The sequence below is a fragment of the Achromobacter sp. MUI-25009338 genome, assembly GCF_057359325.1.
Map to the genome: position 1 here is coordinate 2332569 of NZ_CM170627.1, position 15070 is coordinate 2347638.

Below are 15070 nucleotides of genomic sequence, written 5' to 3' on the forward strand. Positions count from 1 at the left end.
GCCGAGTCATACCGAGGAACCTCCTATGTCTGCCAGCCAGACCCTGCCTTCCGACCCGATCGACCTGCCCCTGCTCCCACTGCGCGACGTGGTGGTGTTCCCGCACATGGTCATCCCGCTGTTCGTCGGCCGTCCGCGCTCGATCCGCGCGCTCGAGGTTGCGATGGAAGCGGGCAAAAGCATCATGCTGGTGGCCCAGAAATCCGCCGGCAAGGATGATCCCACGCCCGAAGACGTCTACGAGATCGGCTGCGTCGCCGGCATCCTGCAAATGCTCAAGCTGCCCGACGGCACCGTCAAGGTGCTGGTCGAGGGCACCCAGCGCGCCCGCATCAACAGCATCGAAGACGCCGATTCGCACTTCACCTGCCAGGTGTCGCCGATCGAACCCGACGCCATGCAGGGCTCCGAAACCGAGGCCCTGCGCCGCGCGATCGTCGCCCAGTTCGAGCAGTACGTAAAACTGAACAAGAAGATCCCCCCGGAGATCCTGACCTCGCTGGCCGGCATCGACGATGCCGGGCGCCTGGCCGACACGATCGCCGCGCATCTTCCGCTGAAACTCGAGCAGAAGCAGAAAATGCTCGAGATCGTCGGCACCTCCGAGCGCCTCGAAGGCCTGCTCACGCAGCTCGAAACCGAAATCGACATCCTCCAGGTCGAGAAGCGGATTCGCGGCCGCGTGAAGAAGCAGATGGAAAAGAGCCAGCGCGACTACTACCTGAATGAGCAGGTCAAGGCCATTCAGAAGGAGTTGGGCGAGGGCGAAGAGGGCGCGGACATCGAAGAGCTCGAAAAGAAGATCATCGCCGCGCACATGCCCAAAGAGGCGCGCAAGAAGGCCGATGCCGAGCTCAAGAAGCTCAAGCTCATGTCGCCCATGTCGGCCGAAGCCACCGTGGTGCGCAACTACATCGATACGCTCATCAATCTTCCCTGGAAGAAAAAGAGCAAGATCAACAATTCCATCAGCAACGCCGAGGCGGTGCTGGACAACGACCACTATGGCCTGGAGAAGGTCAAGGAACGCATCCTGGAATACCTTGCCGTGCAGCAGCGCGTGGACAAGGTGAAGGCGCCGATCCTGTGTCTGGTCGGCCCTCCGGGCGTGGGCAAGACCTCGCTGGGGCAGTCCATCGCCAAGGCCACGAACCGCAAGTTCGTGCGCATGGCGCTGGGCGGCGTGCGCGACGAAGCCGAGATCCGCGGCCACCGCCGCACGTACATCGGCTCCATGCCGGGCAAGATCGTCCAGAACATGTCCAAGGTGGGCGTGCGCAATCCGCTGTTCCTGCTCGATGAAATCGACAAGCTGGGCATGGATTTCCGCGGCGACCCCTCGTCGGCCCTGCTCGAAGTGCTGGACCCGGAACAGAACCACACGTTCCAGGACCACTACATCGAAGTCGACTTCGACCTGTCCGACGTCATGTTCGTGGCCACCAGCAACACGCTGAACATTCCGCCGGCCCTGCTGGACCGGATGGAAGTGATCCGCCTGTCGGGCTACACCGAGGAAGAAAAGATCCACATCGCCCGCGACCATCTGCTGCCCAAGCTGATGAAGAACAACGGCGTCAAGGATAGCGAGCTGACCGTCGACGACAGCGCGCTGCGCGACATCGTGCGCTACTACACCCGCGAAGCCGGCGTGCGTGCGCTCGAACGCGAAGTGGGCAAGATCTGCCGCAAGGTCATCAAGCAGCTGCTGACCCAGGCCGACCGCGCCAAGGCCGAGGGCAAGACGCCCGAGGTCAAGCCGGTCAACGTGACGGGTGAGAACCTGAACGAATACCTGGGCGTGCGCCGCTACGCCTTCGGCATGGCCGAGAAGGAAAACCAGATCGGCCAGGTCACCGGCCTGGCGTGGACCGAAGTCGGCGGCGACCTGCTGACGATCGAAGTCGCCGACATGCCCGGCAAGGGCGTCATCCAACGCACCGGTTCGCTGGGCGACGTGATGAAGGAATCGGTCGAGGCGGCCCGCACGGTGGTGCGCTCGCGCGCCCGCCGCCTGGGCTTTGCCGACAGCGTGTTCGAGAAGCACGACATGCACGTGCACGTGCCGGAAGGCGCGACGCCCAAGGACGGCCCGTCCGCCGGTATCGCGATCACCACGGCCATGGTGTCGGCCCTGTCGCGCATCCCGGTGCGCGCCGACGTCGCCATGACCGGCGAGATCACGCTGCGCGGCGAAGTGCTGCCCATCGGCGGCCTGAAGGAAAAGCTGCTGGCCGCCCACCGCGGCGGGATCAAGATGGTTCTGATCCCGGAAGAAAACGTCAAGGACCTGGCGGAGATTCCGGACAACGTCAAGAACCACCTCGAGATCGTGCCGGTGCGCTGGATCGACAAGGTGCTGGAGCTGGCGCTGGAACGCCTGCCCGAGCCCCTGGCCGAGGAAGAAGCGGTCAAGGAGCCCCTGGTGGCCAAGCCCGCCGAAGGCTCGACCGATCCGGTGCTCAAGCACTGACCGGTTCGGCCGCCCAAAAGGAAACCCGCCCTAGTGAACTGACCCCCGAAAGTTGGACATTGATCCAACCTTCGGGGGTTTTTACTTGATCCGCTTGGGTTTCTTTATGCCTGCGCGCAGGATCAATGCAGCGCGTGCGTACGAATCAGCCCCACCGCGATGCCTTCCAGCGCGAAATCCTGGTCGGCCCCGACCACGATGGTCTGGAAGTCCGGATTTTCGGGCAGGAGCTCGATATGGCCGTTCTGGCGCTGCAGGCGCTTGACCGTGACGTCGTCGCCGAGGCGGGCCACCACGATCTGGCCGTTGCGGGCCTCGGACGCTTTTTTGACGGCGAGCAGGTCGCCTTCGAGGATGCCGGCGTCGCGCATGCTCATGCCGCGCACCTTCAGCAGGTAGTCGGGCGCCTGGGCGAACAGGTTGGGGTCCACGCCGACCTCGCGTTCGACGTGTTCGGCCGCCAGGATGGGGCTGCCGGCGGCCACGCGGCCCACCAGCGGCAGCAAGAGCTGCGCCAGGGCGGGCATGGGCAGGGATGCCTGCGCGGGCGCGCCGGCGGCGTCCTTCAGGCGGATGCCGCGCGAGGCGCCCGCGGTGAGCTCGATGGCCCCCTTGCGCGCCAGCGCCTTGAGGTGGTCTTCGGCTGCGTTGGGCGAGCGGAAACCCAGGGCCTGCGCGATCTCGGCGCGTGTGGGCGGAAAACCCGTGCGCGCGACGGTTTGCCTGATGAGATCCAGGATTTGCTGTTGGCGATCGGTGAGTTTGCTGGCCATGGCGATGATCCGTTGCTGGCGGACTGTACATATATACAGCGGCCATTCTGGGGGACGCAGCGCAAAAAAGCAAGCCGTGGGCGGGCGCCCATAAAAAACGGGACCCGCGGGTCCCGTTTGAGGCCGGATGGCGGGCCGTTTACAGCACCGCGGCGATGCTCTTGGCGACCTTGTCGATGTTGCCGCTGTTGAGCGCGGCCACGCAGATGCGGCCGCTGGACACGGCGTAGACGCCATGCTCTTCGCGCAGGCGGTCCACCTGGGCGGCGGTCAGGCCCGAGTACGAGAACATGCCGCGCTGGCGCAGCACGAAGCTAAAGTCCTGCTTGCCGCCGTGTTCCTGGATCTTCTCGACCAGCTGCTTGCGCATCAGGCGGATGCGGTCGCGCATGCCGGCCAGTTCCTGTTCCCACATGGCGAACAGTTCGGGCGTGTTCAGCACCGTGGACACCACCGTGCCGCCGTGGGTGGGCGGGTTGGAGTAGTTGGTGCGGATCACGCGCTTGAGCTGGCTCAGCACGCGGGCGGCTTCGTCCTTGCTGCCGGCCACGACCGTCAGCGCGCCGACGCGCTCGCCGTACAGCGAGAACGACTTCGAGAACGAGGAGCTGATGAACATGGTCAGGTCCAGGTCGGCGAACATGCGCACGACCGCGGCGTCTTCCGTCAGGCCGTCGCCGAAGCCCTGGTAGGCGATGTCCAGGAACGGCACCAGATTGTTTTCTTTGACCACGGCGGCGATCTGCTTCCACTGGTCCATGGTGGGGTCCACGCCGGTGGGGTTGTGGCAGCAGGCGTGCAGCACGACCACGGTCTTGGCCGGAGCGGCCTTCAGGTCGGCCAGCATGGCGTCGAAGTCCAGGCCGCGGGTGGCGGCGTCGTAGTAGGCGTAGGTGCCGACTTCGAAACCGGCGCGCTCGAACAGCGCGCGGTGGTTTTCCCAGCTCGGGTTGCTGATCAGGACCTTGGAGGAGGGCAGCAGCTGGCGCAGGAAGTCGGCGCCGATCTTCAGCGCGCCCGTGCCGCCCAGGGCCTGGGTGGTCAGCACGCGGCCGGCGGCGGCCAGCGCGGAATCCTTGCCCAGCAGCAGGGCCTGCGCGCCGGCGTTGTAACCGGCGATACCTTCGATCGGTAGGTAGCCGCGGGCCGCGGCGGCCTCGATGCGGGCGGTTTCAGCCTTGCGCACCGCGCCCAGCAGGGGGATGCGGCCCTCGTCGTCGTAGTACACGCCCACGCCCAGATTGACTTTACCGGGACGCGTGTCGGCGTTGTATTGTTCGTTCAGGCCAAGAATGGGGTCGCGCGGCGCGAGTTCGACGGAATCGAAAAGGGTGCTCATGGGAGTCTGATGAGGTGGGTGGACGCAGTCCGGGGTGCTGTGGATAATGGGGGGTTTACCCTGGAAGAGTCTAGCATGCCTAAGCCCACAATAGACCCGAGCGTGGAAGCCGTCGTCGCCGGGGACGATGGCGTGCCAGCCGTTGCCGGCGGCGGCTTCATCGACTTTCCGGGCAGCCCGTTTCACCTGTACCAGCCATATCCGCCGGCCGGCGACCAGCCCGCCGCCATCGACGGCCTGGTCCAGGGCGTCGAAGACGGCCTGATGTTCCAGACGCTCCTGGGCGTGACCGGTTCGGGCAAGACCTACACCATGGCCAACGTCATCGCGCGCCTGGGCCGGCCCGCGCTGGTGCTGGCCCCCAACAAGACGCTGGCCGCGCAGCTCTACGCCGAGATGCGCGAGTTCTTCCCGAAGAACGCGGTCGAGTACTTCGTCTCGTACTACGACTACTACCAGCCCGAGGCCTACGTGCCGACGCGCGACCTGTTCATCGAGAAAGACTCCTCCATCAACGAGCACATCGAGCAGATGCGGCTGTCGGCCACCAAGAGCCTGCTGGAGCGCCGCGACACCATCATCGTGGGCACGGTGTCGTGTATCTACGGTATCGGCAATCCCGGCGACTACCACGCGATGGTGCTGATCCTGCGCGCCGGCGACCAGATCTCGCGGCGCGAGATCCTGGCGCGCCTGGTCGCCATGCAGTACACCCGCAACGACGCCGATTTCACGCGCGGCACCTTCCGCGTGCGCGGCGAGACCATCGACATCTTTCCGGCCGAAAGCCCCGAGCTGGCGCTGCGCCTGACGCTGTTCGACGACGAGGTCGAAAGCCTGGAGCTCTTCGACCCCCTGACCGGCCGCATCCGCCAGAAGCTGCCGCGCTTCACCGTCTATCCCGGCTCGCACTACGTAACGCCGCGCGACACCGTGCTGCGCGCCATCGAGACCATCAAGGAAGAGCTGCGCGAACGCGTCAGGCGCTTCACCGACGACGGCCACCTGGTCGAGGCCCAGCGCCTGGAGCAGCGCACCCGCTTCGACCTGGAGATGCTGCAGGAGCTGGGCTTCTGCAAGGGCATCGAGAACTACTCGCGCCACCTGTCGGGCGCCGCCCCGGGCGAGCCGCCGCCCACCCTGATCGACTACCTGCCGGCCGACGCGCTCATGTTCATCGACGAAAGCCACGTCACCATCGGCCAGCTGGGCGGCATGTACCGCGGCGACCGCTCGCGCAAGGAGACGCTGGTGCAGTACGGGTTCCGGCTGCCCTCGGCGCTGGACAACCGGCCGCTGCGGCTGGAGGAGTTCGAGGCCCGCATGCGCCAGTGCGTATTCGTCTCGGCCACGCCGGCCGCCTACGAGAAAGAGCACGCCGACAACGTCGTCGAGCAGGTGGTGCGTCCCACCGGCCTGGTCGATCCGCTGGTCGAGGTGCTTCCGGCGCGCACCCAGGTCGACGACCTGCTGGGCCGGATCAAGGAACGCGTGGCGCGCAGCGAACGGGTGCTGGTCACCACCCTGACCAAGCGCATGGCCGAGGACCTGACGGACTTCCTGAGCGAGCACGGCGTGCGGGTGCGCTACCTGCACTCCGACATCGACACGGTCGAGCGGGTGGAGATCATCCGCGACCTGCGCCTGGGTACCTTCGACGTGCTGGTGGGGATCAACCTGCTGCGCGAAGGCCTGGACATTCCCGAAGTGTCGCTGGTCGCCATCTTGGACGCCGACAAAGAGGGTTTCCTGCGTTCCGAGCGCAGCCTGATCCAGACCATCGGGCGGGCCGCGCGCAACCTGAACGGCCACGCCATCCTCTATGCCGACCGCATCACCGATTCGATGCAGCGCGCCATCGAGGAAACCGGCCGCCGCCGCAACAAGCAGCTGCAGTTCAACGAGGACCACGGCATCACGGCGCGCGGCGTGCAGAAGGCGGTGCGCGAGCTCATCGACGGCATCGTCGCGCCGACCCAGCACGACGCGCTGGAAGCGGCGGTGCCGGCCGAATTCATGAAGGACGAAAAGGCCATGGCGCGTGAAATCAAGCGCCTGGAAAAGCTGATGATGGACCACGCCCGCAACCTGGAATTCGAGCAGGCCGCGGCGGCGCGCGACGCCCTGACCGCGCTGAAACAGCGGGTGCTGCTGGACGGCGCCGTCTGACGTATCTTGTTGTGTCTTTTTGCTGACACCTTGCTGAATCGGCCGCCGATCTGTTGCGTTGCAATCGCCCGCCTGCGGCGCCGTCGATTATCCCGCCCCGGAGTTCAAGCGTTGCTTTTGATTGTTGATGTAAGCCATTGAATCATATGAAAAAGTGATGGGGACATATTTGCCCTGAGCCATTTACGCAAACGCAAAAAAAACTTGCCTTATCTCGGGTTTTCCCGCACACTTACACCCATGATGACCAAGGTACTTTTCGTTTGCATGGGCAATATCTGTCGCTCGCCGAGCGCAGAGGGCGTGTTTCGCCATTTGGTGAATGACGCGGGTTTGAGCGATGTGGTTCGCATCGACTCCGCGGGCACGCACGCGTTTCACATCGGCGAGGCGCCTGATGCCCGGGCGCAGGCCGCAGCGCGCAAGCGCGGCTACGAGATCACGCACTGCGAAGCGCGTCAGGTCACCGCGGAAGATTTCCGCGATTTCGACCTGATCCTCGCCATGGACTGGGACAACCTCTCGGCCATGCAGCAGCAGTGCCCCAAGGCCTACCAGCACAAGCTGATGCTGCTGATGCGCTTTGCCAACGAGTTCGAAGAGGCCACCGTGCCCGATCCCTACTATGGCGGCGCCGACGGTTTCGGCAAGGTTCTGGACTATCTCGAAGACGCCTGTCAGGGTGTGCTCGAACTGGTGCGCAAGCGCGCAACCCAGTACCAGGCAGCCTGATTCCGTACTCGGAACCGCCTGTGTGCGGTTCCCGGAAGTGCCTGGCAATGAAAAACCGCGCATATGCGCGGTTTTTTCTAGGCCGGTGCCATACCAAATTAGTCGGGATTAGGCTATACTTGAGCCAATTACTCGGGTATTGGCCGCTGGATTCGCCGGCGGCCGTTGCCGAATCACTGGGAACCTACCATGCGGCTAACTACCAAAGGGCGTTTCGCCGTGACTGCCATGATCGACCTGGCTATGCGGCAGCATAGCGGTCCGGTCACGCTTGCGGCCATCAGCCAGCGTCAGAATATCTCGTTGTCCTACCTGGAACAGCTGTTCGGCAAGCTGCGCCGCCACGAACTCGTGGACAGCGTGCGCGGCCCGGGCGGCGGCTATTCGCTGGCCCGCCTGGCGCGCAACGTGACCGTCGCCGACATCATCTTCGCCGTCGACGAGCCGCTGGACGCCACCAGCTGCGGCGGCAAGCGCGACTGTACCAGCGGCAACGACGGCAAGCCGGGCAAGTGCATGACGCACGAACTCTGGGCCACGCTCAACCGCAAGATGGTCGATTACCTGGACTCGGTGTCGCTGCAGGATCTGGTCGATCAGCAGCGCGTGCGCCAGCTGCAGGAAGCCAACAATCAGGCACAGGCCTGCGCAGTCCGCGTCAACCGGGTGGGGGGCGCCAACGCCGCCAATGCCCCGACCGCGACCGTCGCCGCCAATGCCACCGTATAAGTAGTAGGAGTTGTAGAAATGACCACCCGCCCGATCTATCTGGACTATTCCGCCACGACGCCCGTCGATCCCCGCGTCGTTGAAAAGATGGTGCCCTGGCTGTACGACAACTTCGGCAACCCGGCTTCGCGCAGCCACGCGTTCGGCTGGGAGTCGGAAGAGGCCGTCGAGCGCGCCCGCGAAGAAGTCGCCAAGCTGGTCAACGCCGACCCGCGCGAAATCGTCTGGACCTCCGGCGCCACGGAATCCGACAACCTGGCCATCAAGGGCGCCGCGAACTTCTACTCCGAGCGCGGCAAGCACATCATCACCGTCAAGACCGAGCACAAGGCCGTGCTCGACACCTGTCGCGAGCTGGAGCGCCAGGGCTTCGAAGTCACCTACCTGGACGTCAAGGACAACGGCCTGATCGACCTGGACACCTTCAAGGCCGCGCTGCGCCCCGACACCGTGCTGGTGTCCGTGATGATGGTGAACAACGAAATCGGCGTGATCCAGGACGTGGAAACCCTGGGCGAAATCTGCCGCGAGAAGGGCATCATCTTCCACGTCGACGCCGCGCAGGCCACCGGCAAGGTGGAAATCGACCTGCAGAAGCTCAAGGTCGACCTGATGTCGTTCTCGGCCCACAAGACCTATGGCCCCAAGGGCATCGGCGCCCTGTACGTGCGCCGCAAGCCGCGCATCCGCATCGAAGCGCAGATGCACGGCGGCGGCCATGAGCGCGGTTTCCGCTCGGGCACGCTGGCCACCCACCAGATCGTCGGCATGGGCGAGGCCTTCCGCCTGGCCCGCGAGGAAATGGGCACCGAGAACGAGCGCATCCGCATGTTGCGCGACCGTCTCTGGAAAGGCCTGTCGCAGATCGAAGAGGTCTACCTGAACGGCGACATGGACCAGCGCGTGCCGCATAACCTGAACGTCAGCTTCAACTATGTCGAAGGCGAGTCCCTGATCATGGCGATCAAGGAACTGGCCGTCTCCAGCGGCTCGGCCTGCACCTCGGCCAGCCTGGAACCGTCCTACGTGCTGCGCGCCCTGGGCCGCAACGACGAACTGGCGCACAGCTCGATCCGTTTCACGCTGGGCCGCTTCACCACCGAGCAGGAAGTCGACTTCGCCGTCGAGCTCATCAAGAGCCGCGTCGGCAAGCTGCGCGATATGTCGCCGCTGTGGGAAATGGCCAAGGAAGGCATCGACTTGAACACCGTGCAGTGGGCCGCGCACTAAGCGCCCGCGCCAAGAAATCCGTGGAGAAATAGCATGTCTTACAGCACCAAAGTTCTGGATCACTACGAAAACCCCCGCAACGTCGGCTCGTTCGACAAGTCGGACGAATCGGTGGGCACCGGCATGGTCGGCGCGCCGGCCTGTGGCGACGTCATGAAGCTGCAGATCAAGGTCAACGAAGCCGGCGTGATCGAAGACGCGCGCTTCAAGACCTACGGCTGCGGCTCGGCCATCGCCTCCAGCTCGCTGGTGACGGAATGGGTCAAGGGCAAGACGCTCGACGAGGCCATGAAGATCCGCAACACGCAGATCGCCGAAGAGCTGGCCCTGCCGCCGGTGAAGGTGCACTGTTCCATCCTGGCCGAAGACGCGATCAAGGCGGCGGTGCAGAACTACAAAGAAAAGCATTCGGTCGCGGCCGAAACCGTGGCGAGCTGAACATGTCCGTTACCCTGACCCAACAGGCCGCCACCCATATCGGCCGCTACCTGCAGAAGCGCGGAAAGGGTATCGGCTTGCGGCTCGGCGTTAGGACCACGGGCTGCTCCGGCATGGCCTACAAGCTCGAGTACGTGGACGACGCGGCGCCCGAGGACCAGGTGTTCGAGAGCTTCGGCGTGAAGGTTTTCGTCGATCCCAAGAGCCTGTCCTACCTCGACGGCACCGAGCTCGACTACGCCCGCGAAGGCCTGAACGAAGGCTTCAAGTTCCGCAACCCCAACGAGAAGGCGACCTGCGGCTGCGGCGAGTCGTTCACGGTGTAGTCTTGGCTGGAGACGACCACTTCAGCCTGTTCGGCTTGCCGGCACGCTTCGACCTCGACGCCCGGGCGCTGGAAAGCGCGTGGCGCGCCGTCGCCGCCCAGGTGCATCCCGACCGTTACGCCACCGCCAGTCCGGCCGAACGCCGCGTCGCCATGCAATGGGCGGCGCGCGCCAACGAGGCCTACCGCCAGCTGCGCGACCCGCTGCTGCGGGCCCGCTACCTGTGCGAACAGGCCGGCGTGGACCTGCAGACCGAAAGCAACACCTCCATGGACGGCGCCTTCCTGATGCAGCAGATGACCTGGCGCGAGATGCTGGACGATGCGCGCGGCGACGCCGCCGCCCTGGCCGCCTTGCAGGCCGAGCTGGAGCAGGCGCGCGCTTCCATGCACGCCACGCTCGCCCGCCTGCTGGACCAGGAGCGCGACTACGCTGCGGCCGGCGCCAAGGTGCGGGAATGGATGTTCGTGGAGAAGCTGGCGCAGGAACTGGCAGAAGCCCAGCCCGCCGGATAGCCCAAGGCGCGCGGCCGCGCCGCCGCCCACAGATCAGAAGAACCGAATCACATGGCCTTATTGCAGATATCCGAACCCGGTGAATCGCCCGCGCCGCACCAGCGCAAGCTGGCGGTCGGGATCGACCTGGGCACGACCAATTCCCTCGTCGCGGCGGTGCGCAGCAGCGTCGCCGAAGTGCTGACGGATGCGCAGGGCCAGGCCCTGCTGCCGTCGGCCGTGCGCTATTTCCCCGACGGCAAGGTCACCACGGGTCGCGAGCCGCTGGCCCAGCAGGCGCAGGACCCCCACAACACCGTGGTGTCGGTCAAGCGCTTCATGGGCCGCTCGCTGGCGGAGGCCCAGGCCATGCGCGCGCCCTACGAATTCGTGGACGCGCCCGGCATGGTGCGCATCCGCACGGTGCAGGGCGACCTGAGCCCGGTCGAGGTGTCGGCGCAGATCCTGGCGGTGTTGCGCCAGCGCGCCGAAGACGTGCTGGGCGACGACCTGGTGGGCGCCGTCATCACGGTGCCCGCGTATTTCGACGACGCCCAGCGCCAGGCCACCCGCGACGCGGCCCGCCTGGCCGGGCTGAACGTGCTGCGCCTGCTCAACGAGCCGACCGCGGCGGCCATCGCCTACGGCCTGGATCATGCGGCTGAGGGCGTGTACGCGGTGTACGACCTGGGCGGCGGCACCTTCGACATTTCCATCCTGCGCCTGACCCAGGGCGTGTTCGAAGTGATCGCCACGGGCGGCGACACAGCGTTGGGCGGCGACGATTTCGACTCCCTGATCGCCGACCGCGCCCTGGCCGGACTGGCCGCCGGCGGCGAGCTGACGCCGTCGGACCGGCGCGGCCTGCTGATGGCCGCGCGCGCGGCGCGCGAAGCGCTGTCCGATGCCGACGAGGCCCGTGTGCAACTGGCGCTGTCGGACGGCCGCAAGCTGGACGCGGCGCTGACCCGCGCCGAATTCGAAACCCTGGCCCGGCCCCTGATCGAACGCACCCTGGACTGCGCCCGGCGCGCGCTGCGCGACGCCGCGCTCGCGCCGGCCGACGTGCGCGGCGTGGTGATGGTGGGCGGCGCGACCCGCATGCCGGTGGTGCGCGCGGCGGTGGGGCAGCTGTTCGGCACCACGCCCCTGACCGACCTGGACCCCGACCAGGTGGTGGCGCTGGGCGCGGCGCTGCAGGCCAACCTGCTGGCCGGCAACCGCGCTCCGGGCGAGGACTGGCTGCTGCTGGACGTGATCCCGCTGTCGCTGGGACTGGAAACCATGGGTGGCCTGGTGGAGCGCGTGATTCCGCGCAACAGCACCATTCCGGTGGCGCGCGCCCAGGAATTCACCACCTTCAAGGACGGCCAGACCGCCATGAGCATCCACGTGGTGCAGGGCGAGCGCGACCTGGTCGCCGATTCGCGCTCGCTGGCGCGCTTCGAGCTGCGCGGCATTCCGCCCATGGTGGCGGGCGCGGCGCGCATCCGCGTGACCTTCCAGGTGGACGCCGACGGGCTGCTGAGCGTGACCGCCCGCGAGCAAAGCCAGGGCGTCGAGGCCATGGTGTCGGTCAAGCCATCCTACGGCCTGTCGGACGAGGAAATCGCGCAGATGCTGGCCGACAGCGTGGCGCAGGCCGATTCCGACGCGCAGGCCCGCATGCTGCGCGAGCAGCAGGTCGATGCCCGCCAGCTGGTGGAATCCGTGCAGGCCGCGCTGGCCGTGGACGGCGACCTGCTGGACGCCGAAGAGCGCAAGCGCGTGGACGAGTGCCTGCAGGCCGCCACCGCGGCGCAGGATGCGACCGACGCCGATACCGTGAAGGACGCGGTGCAGGCCCTGGCGGCGGCGACCGACGAGTTCGCGGCGCGCCGCATGGACCGCAGCATCCGCGCCGCGCTGGCCGGCCGCAAACTAGATGAGATCGCCTGATAACACGTTATGCCGAAACTGACCGTATTGCCTCATCCCGATTACTGCCCGGAAGGCGCCGTGATCGAAGACGCGCCCAAGGGCGTGTCGATCTGCCGCGTGCTGCTGGACAACCACATCGACATCGAGCACGCCTGCGAACTGTCGTGCGCCTGCACCACCTGTCACGTGGTGGTCAAGCAGGGTTATGCTTCGCTCGAGGACGCCACCGACGACGAAGAGGATCTGCTGGACAAGGCCTGGGGCCTGACCCCGACCTCGCGCCTGTCGTGCCAGGCGCTGGTGGCGGACGCCGACCTGACGGTCGAGATTCCCAAGTACACCATCAACCACGCGAAAGAGGGCCATTGATGAAGTGGACCGACACCTACGAGATTGCCGCCGCGCTGGCCGATGCGTATCCGGACGTGGACCCCAAGACGCTGCGCTTCGTGCAGCTGCGCGAATGGGTCCTGGCCTTGCCGGGTTTCAGCGACGATCCCGCCCATTGCGGCGAGAAAATCCTGGAGGCCATCCAGATGGCCTGGATCGACGAAGCCGACTGAAGGCCGGCTTCGGACAAGCTCCCCCCTGGGGAGCTTTTTTTTTCGCCGGCAGGTAATGCGGGCCACGGTATCATCGGTATCTCCGCCGTTTCTTTTGCCCGAGTCTATCGATGCCCGCTGCCCAATTGCGCTTTGGCCTGGCCGCCAACCGGCTCCACCACGAAACTCCCGACGCCGCCCTGTTCAGCTGGCTGCGCGCCTGCTCGTCCACCATCCGCGAACTGGGCGTGCAGCTGCACACCGTGGGCCGCACGCACGACGCCATCGTGCGCGAAGGCATGCTGCAGGGCTATAGCGGCCTGATCCGCTATCCCTATGGCCGCGAGGGCGGCCTGATGAAGCTGGTGGCCCGGGTCACCGAGGGCCGCGACGGCGACGCGCCGTTCGACGGCGCGATCTACCTGATCGATCCGGTCGACCCGTCTTCGATTTTTCCCGAGGCGCTGGCCTTGAAGCGCCAGTGCATCACGCATGGCCGGCCGTTCATCTCGACGCTGGCCGGCGCCATCGAATGGATGGAGGTCGAGCGCGTGCACGCCGGGCTGGCGCCGGACGCTTCGGTCTCGCGCCTGTTCAACTTCACCGGCCAGACCCTGGCGCTGATCGCCCACGACGCCCTGAAGGACGAAATGGTGGCGTTCGCGGCCGAGCACTTCGACGTGCTGTCGCGCTTTGCGCGCCGCGTGGCCACGGGCACCACGGGCGGGCGCCTCAACGAGCTGGCCTGGTCGCGCGGCTGGCCCAAGGACACGCCCTGGGTGCACCGCTACTTGAGCGGCCCGCTGGGCGGCGACGCGCAGATCGCCGAGCTGGTGCTGGAACACCAGTGCCAGCGCGTGATCTTCTTCGAAGATCCGCACGTGGCGCGCCAGCACGAGGCCGACATCCAGCTGCTCGAACGCGCGGTGCGCGTGGTGACGGAATCGGCCACCTGCGCCACCTCGCCGACGGTGGCGCGGCGCTGGGCGCAGGCGGTCGAAAAGCGCGTCGTCTAGTTTTCCTTATGCTTTATCTGCCGCTGAATGTCGGCGGCCGTTTCTCGCGGAAGGCCTGCACGCCTTCGGCGAAATCGGCGCGCGCGGCCGAGTCCAGGAACCGCGCGGTCTCTTCGGCCAGCTGGGTTTCCAGCGGGGCGTGTTCGGCAGCGCGCAGCAGCGCCTTGGCGCCGGCGATGCCGTGCGGGGCGTTCGCGGCCAGGGCGCCGGCGTAGGCCCGCGCCGCTTCGGCCAGATCCCCGGCGGGCGCGGTGCGGGTGACGATGCCCCAGGCCAGCGCCTCGGCCGCGCCGAAGGGGTCGGGACGCAGCAGCAGGTCCAGCGCGCGGCGCGCGCCCAGCACCCGGGTCAGGCCATGCGTCATGCCGGCGTCCGGCGTGGCGCCGAGTTTCAGGTAGGCGGTCAGGAAGCGCGCATCGGCCGCGGCGATGGCCAGGTCGCAGGCCAGCACCAGCGACAGGCCGGCGCCGGCGGCGATGCCATGCACCTGGGCCAGCCACAGCTTGTCCATGCGCGCGACGCGGGCGACGAAATCGTTGAGCGGAGTGAACAGGTCCAGCAGCGTGGCCCGCACGTGCGCGGGCTCGCCTTCGAACATGGAGATGTCGCCGCCGGCGCAGAACGCCTTGCCCGCGGCGCGCAGCAGCACCACGCGGACGTCGTCGCGGGCTTCCAGCCATTGGGCCGCCTGCTGCAGGTCGCGGGCCATGGCCACGTCGATGGCGTTGAGCGCGTCGGCGCGGTTGAGCGTCACCGTCGCGATGGCGCCGTCGGTTTCCAGAAGCAGCGTCCGCAGGGCCGGAAGTGCAGGGGTCATGGGGGAGTCTCCGTTATCGGGTAAATACCAGCTGTCGATCCAAAAAACGCGATGCTATGGTCTGAACCGAGC

The 15070-nt window shown here is 66.5% G+C and carries 15 protein-coding genes; 12 read left to right on the top strand and 3 right to left on the bottom strand.

The genetic code is table 11. The features are described 5' to 3' along the window. Positions 1–25: 25 nt before the first annotated feature. Positions 26–2473, top strand: coding sequence for an endopeptidase La (gene lon, locus AC1IQ6_RS11180; protein WP_102772092.1), 2448 nt, complete (start codon positions 26–28; stop codon positions 2471–2473). 122 nt (positions 2474–2595) lie between these two features. Here lon and lexA read toward each other — a convergent pair whose 3' ends face one another. Further along, complete coding sequence (gene lexA, locus AC1IQ6_RS11185) at positions 2596–3246, bottom strand: transcriptional repressor LexA (protein WP_102772091.1); 651 nt, start codon at positions 3244–3246, stop codon at positions 2596–2598. A gap of 139 nt (positions 3247–3385) precedes the next feature. After that, positions 3386–4585: an amino acid aminotransferase gene (locus AC1IQ6_RS11190; RefSeq protein WP_102772090.1), complete on the bottom strand. Its 1200-nt coding sequence runs from the start codon at positions 4583–4585 to the stop codon at positions 3386–3388. A gap of 75 nt (positions 4586–4660) precedes the next feature. On the opposite strand from AC1IQ6_RS11190, the gene uvrB reads away from it, so the two are divergent. The 11 genes from uvrB (at position 4661) to AC1IQ6_RS11245 (ending at position 14181) form a co-directional block, all read left to right on the top strand. After that, the gene (gene uvrB / locus AC1IQ6_RS11195) at positions 4661–6754 is read left to right on the top strand and encodes an excinuclease ABC subunit UvrB (RefSeq protein ID WP_246842352.1); all 2094 of its coding nucleotides are present in this window, start codon (positions 4661–4663) and stop codon (positions 6752–6754) included. A 240-nt stretch (positions 6755–6994) separates the two neighbouring features. Next, positions 6995–7486, top strand: a complete 492-nt coding sequence (locus tag AC1IQ6_RS11200; protein WP_042794076.1) for a low molecular weight protein-tyrosine-phosphatase — start codon at positions 6995–6997, stop codon at positions 7484–7486. A gap of 189 nt (positions 7487–7675) precedes the next feature. Further along, a complete protein-coding gene (gene iscR, locus AC1IQ6_RS11205; RefSeq protein ID WP_062682794.1) occupies positions 7676–8215 on the top strand; it encodes a Fe-S cluster assembly transcriptional regulator IscR in 540 nt (179 codons plus the stop codon). 18 nt (positions 8216–8233) lie between these two features. Continuing rightward, positions 8234–9445, top strand: coding sequence for an IscS subfamily cysteine desulfurase (locus AC1IQ6_RS11210; protein ID WP_102772089.1), 1212 nt, complete (start codon positions 8234–8236; stop codon positions 9443–9445). A gap of 33 nt (positions 9446–9478) precedes the next feature. Then, positions 9479–9883, top strand: a complete 405-nt coding sequence (iscU, locus tag AC1IQ6_RS11215) for a Fe-S cluster assembly scaffold IscU (protein ID WP_102772088.1) — start codon at positions 9479–9481, stop codon at positions 9881–9883. A gap of 2 nt (positions 9884–9885) precedes the next feature. Continuing rightward, positions 9886–10209, top strand: coding sequence for an iron-sulfur cluster assembly protein IscA (gene iscA, locus AC1IQ6_RS11220; RefSeq protein ID WP_102772087.1), 324 nt, complete (start codon positions 9886–9888; stop codon positions 10207–10209). Positions 10210–10211: 2 nt separating this feature from the next. Beyond that, positions 10212–10724, top strand: coding sequence for a Fe-S protein assembly co-chaperone HscB (hscB, locus tag AC1IQ6_RS11225; protein WP_102772086.1), 513 nt, complete (start codon positions 10212–10214; stop codon positions 10722–10724). A 51-nt stretch (positions 10725–10775) separates the two neighbouring features. After that, the gene (gene hscA / locus AC1IQ6_RS11230) at positions 10776–12641 is read left to right on the top strand and encodes a Fe-S protein assembly chaperone HscA (protein WP_111824818.1); all 1866 of its coding nucleotides are present in this window, start codon (positions 10776–10778) and stop codon (positions 12639–12641) included. Positions 12642–12650: 9 nt separating this feature from the next. Further along, complete coding sequence (fdx, locus tag AC1IQ6_RS11235) at positions 12651–12992, top strand: ISC system 2Fe-2S type ferredoxin (protein WP_102772084.1); 342 nt, start codon at positions 12651–12653, stop codon at positions 12990–12992. Further along, complete coding sequence (iscX, locus tag AC1IQ6_RS11240) at positions 12992–13186, top strand: Fe-S cluster assembly protein IscX (RefSeq protein WP_111824819.1); 195 nt, start codon at positions 12992–12994, stop codon at positions 13184–13186. The genes fdx and iscX overlap by 1 nt, the downstream gene beginning before the upstream one ends. Positions 13187–13296: 110 nt before the next feature. Further along, positions 13297–14181 (top strand): methylglyoxal synthase, encoded by an 885-nt coding sequence (locus tag AC1IQ6_RS11245; RefSeq protein ID WP_102772082.1) that lies wholly within the window; start codon positions 13297–13299, stop codon positions 14179–14181. Positions 14182–14194: 13 nt separating this feature from the next. Here AC1IQ6_RS11245 and AC1IQ6_RS11250 read toward each other — a convergent pair whose 3' ends face one another. Beyond that, positions 14195–14998 (bottom strand): enoyl-CoA hydratase/isomerase family protein, encoded by an 804-nt coding sequence (locus tag AC1IQ6_RS11250; RefSeq protein WP_485866322.1) that lies wholly within the window; start codon positions 14996–14998, stop codon positions 14195–14197. Positions 14999–15070 lie beyond the last annotated feature (72 nt).

Coding starts and splice junctions, on each gene's coding strand:
- lon (WP_102772092.1), top strand. CDS start 26: ATGTCTGCCAGCCAGACCCTGCCTTCCGACCCGATCGACCTGCCCCTG.
- lexA (WP_102772091.1), bottom strand. CDS start 3,246: ATGGCCAGCAAACTCACCGATCGCCAACAGCAAATCCTGGATCTCATC.
- AC1IQ6_RS11190 (WP_102772090.1), bottom strand. CDS start 4,585: ATGAGCACCCTTTTCGATTCCGTCGAACTCGCGCCGCGCGACCCCATT.
- uvrB (WP_246842352.1), top strand. CDS start 4,661: ATGCCTAAGCCCACAATAGACCCGAGCGTGGAAGCCGTCGTCGCCGGG.
- AC1IQ6_RS11200 (WP_042794076.1), top strand. CDS start 6,995: ATGATGACCAAGGTACTTTTCGTTTGCATGGGCAATATCTGTCGCTCG.
- iscR (WP_062682794.1), top strand. CDS start 7,676: ATGCGGCTAACTACCAAAGGGCGTTTCGCCGTGACTGCCATGATCGAC.
- AC1IQ6_RS11210 (WP_102772089.1), top strand. CDS start 8,234: ATGACCACCCGCCCGATCTATCTGGACTATTCCGCCACGACGCCCGTC.
- iscU (WP_102772088.1), top strand. CDS start 9,479: ATGTCTTACAGCACCAAAGTTCTGGATCACTACGAAAACCCCCGCAAC.
- iscA (WP_102772087.1), top strand. CDS start 9,886: ATGTCCGTTACCCTGACCCAACAGGCCGCCACCCATATCGGCCGCTAC.
- hscA (WP_111824818.1), top strand. CDS start 10,776: ATGGCCTTATTGCAGATATCCGAACCCGGTGAATCGCCCGCGCCGCAC.
- fdx (WP_102772084.1), top strand. CDS start 12,651: ATGCCGAAACTGACCGTATTGCCTCATCCCGATTACTGCCCGGAAGGC.
- iscX (WP_111824819.1), top strand. CDS start 12,992: ATGAAGTGGACCGACACCTACGAGATTGCCGCCGCGCTGGCCGATGCG.
- AC1IQ6_RS11245 (WP_102772082.1), top strand. CDS start 13,297: ATGCCCGCTGCCCAATTGCGCTTTGGCCTGGCCGCCAACCGGCTCCAC.
- AC1IQ6_RS11250 (WP_485866322.1), bottom strand. CDS start 14,998: ATGACCCCTGCACTTCCGGCCCTGCGGACGCTGCTTCTGGAAACCGAC.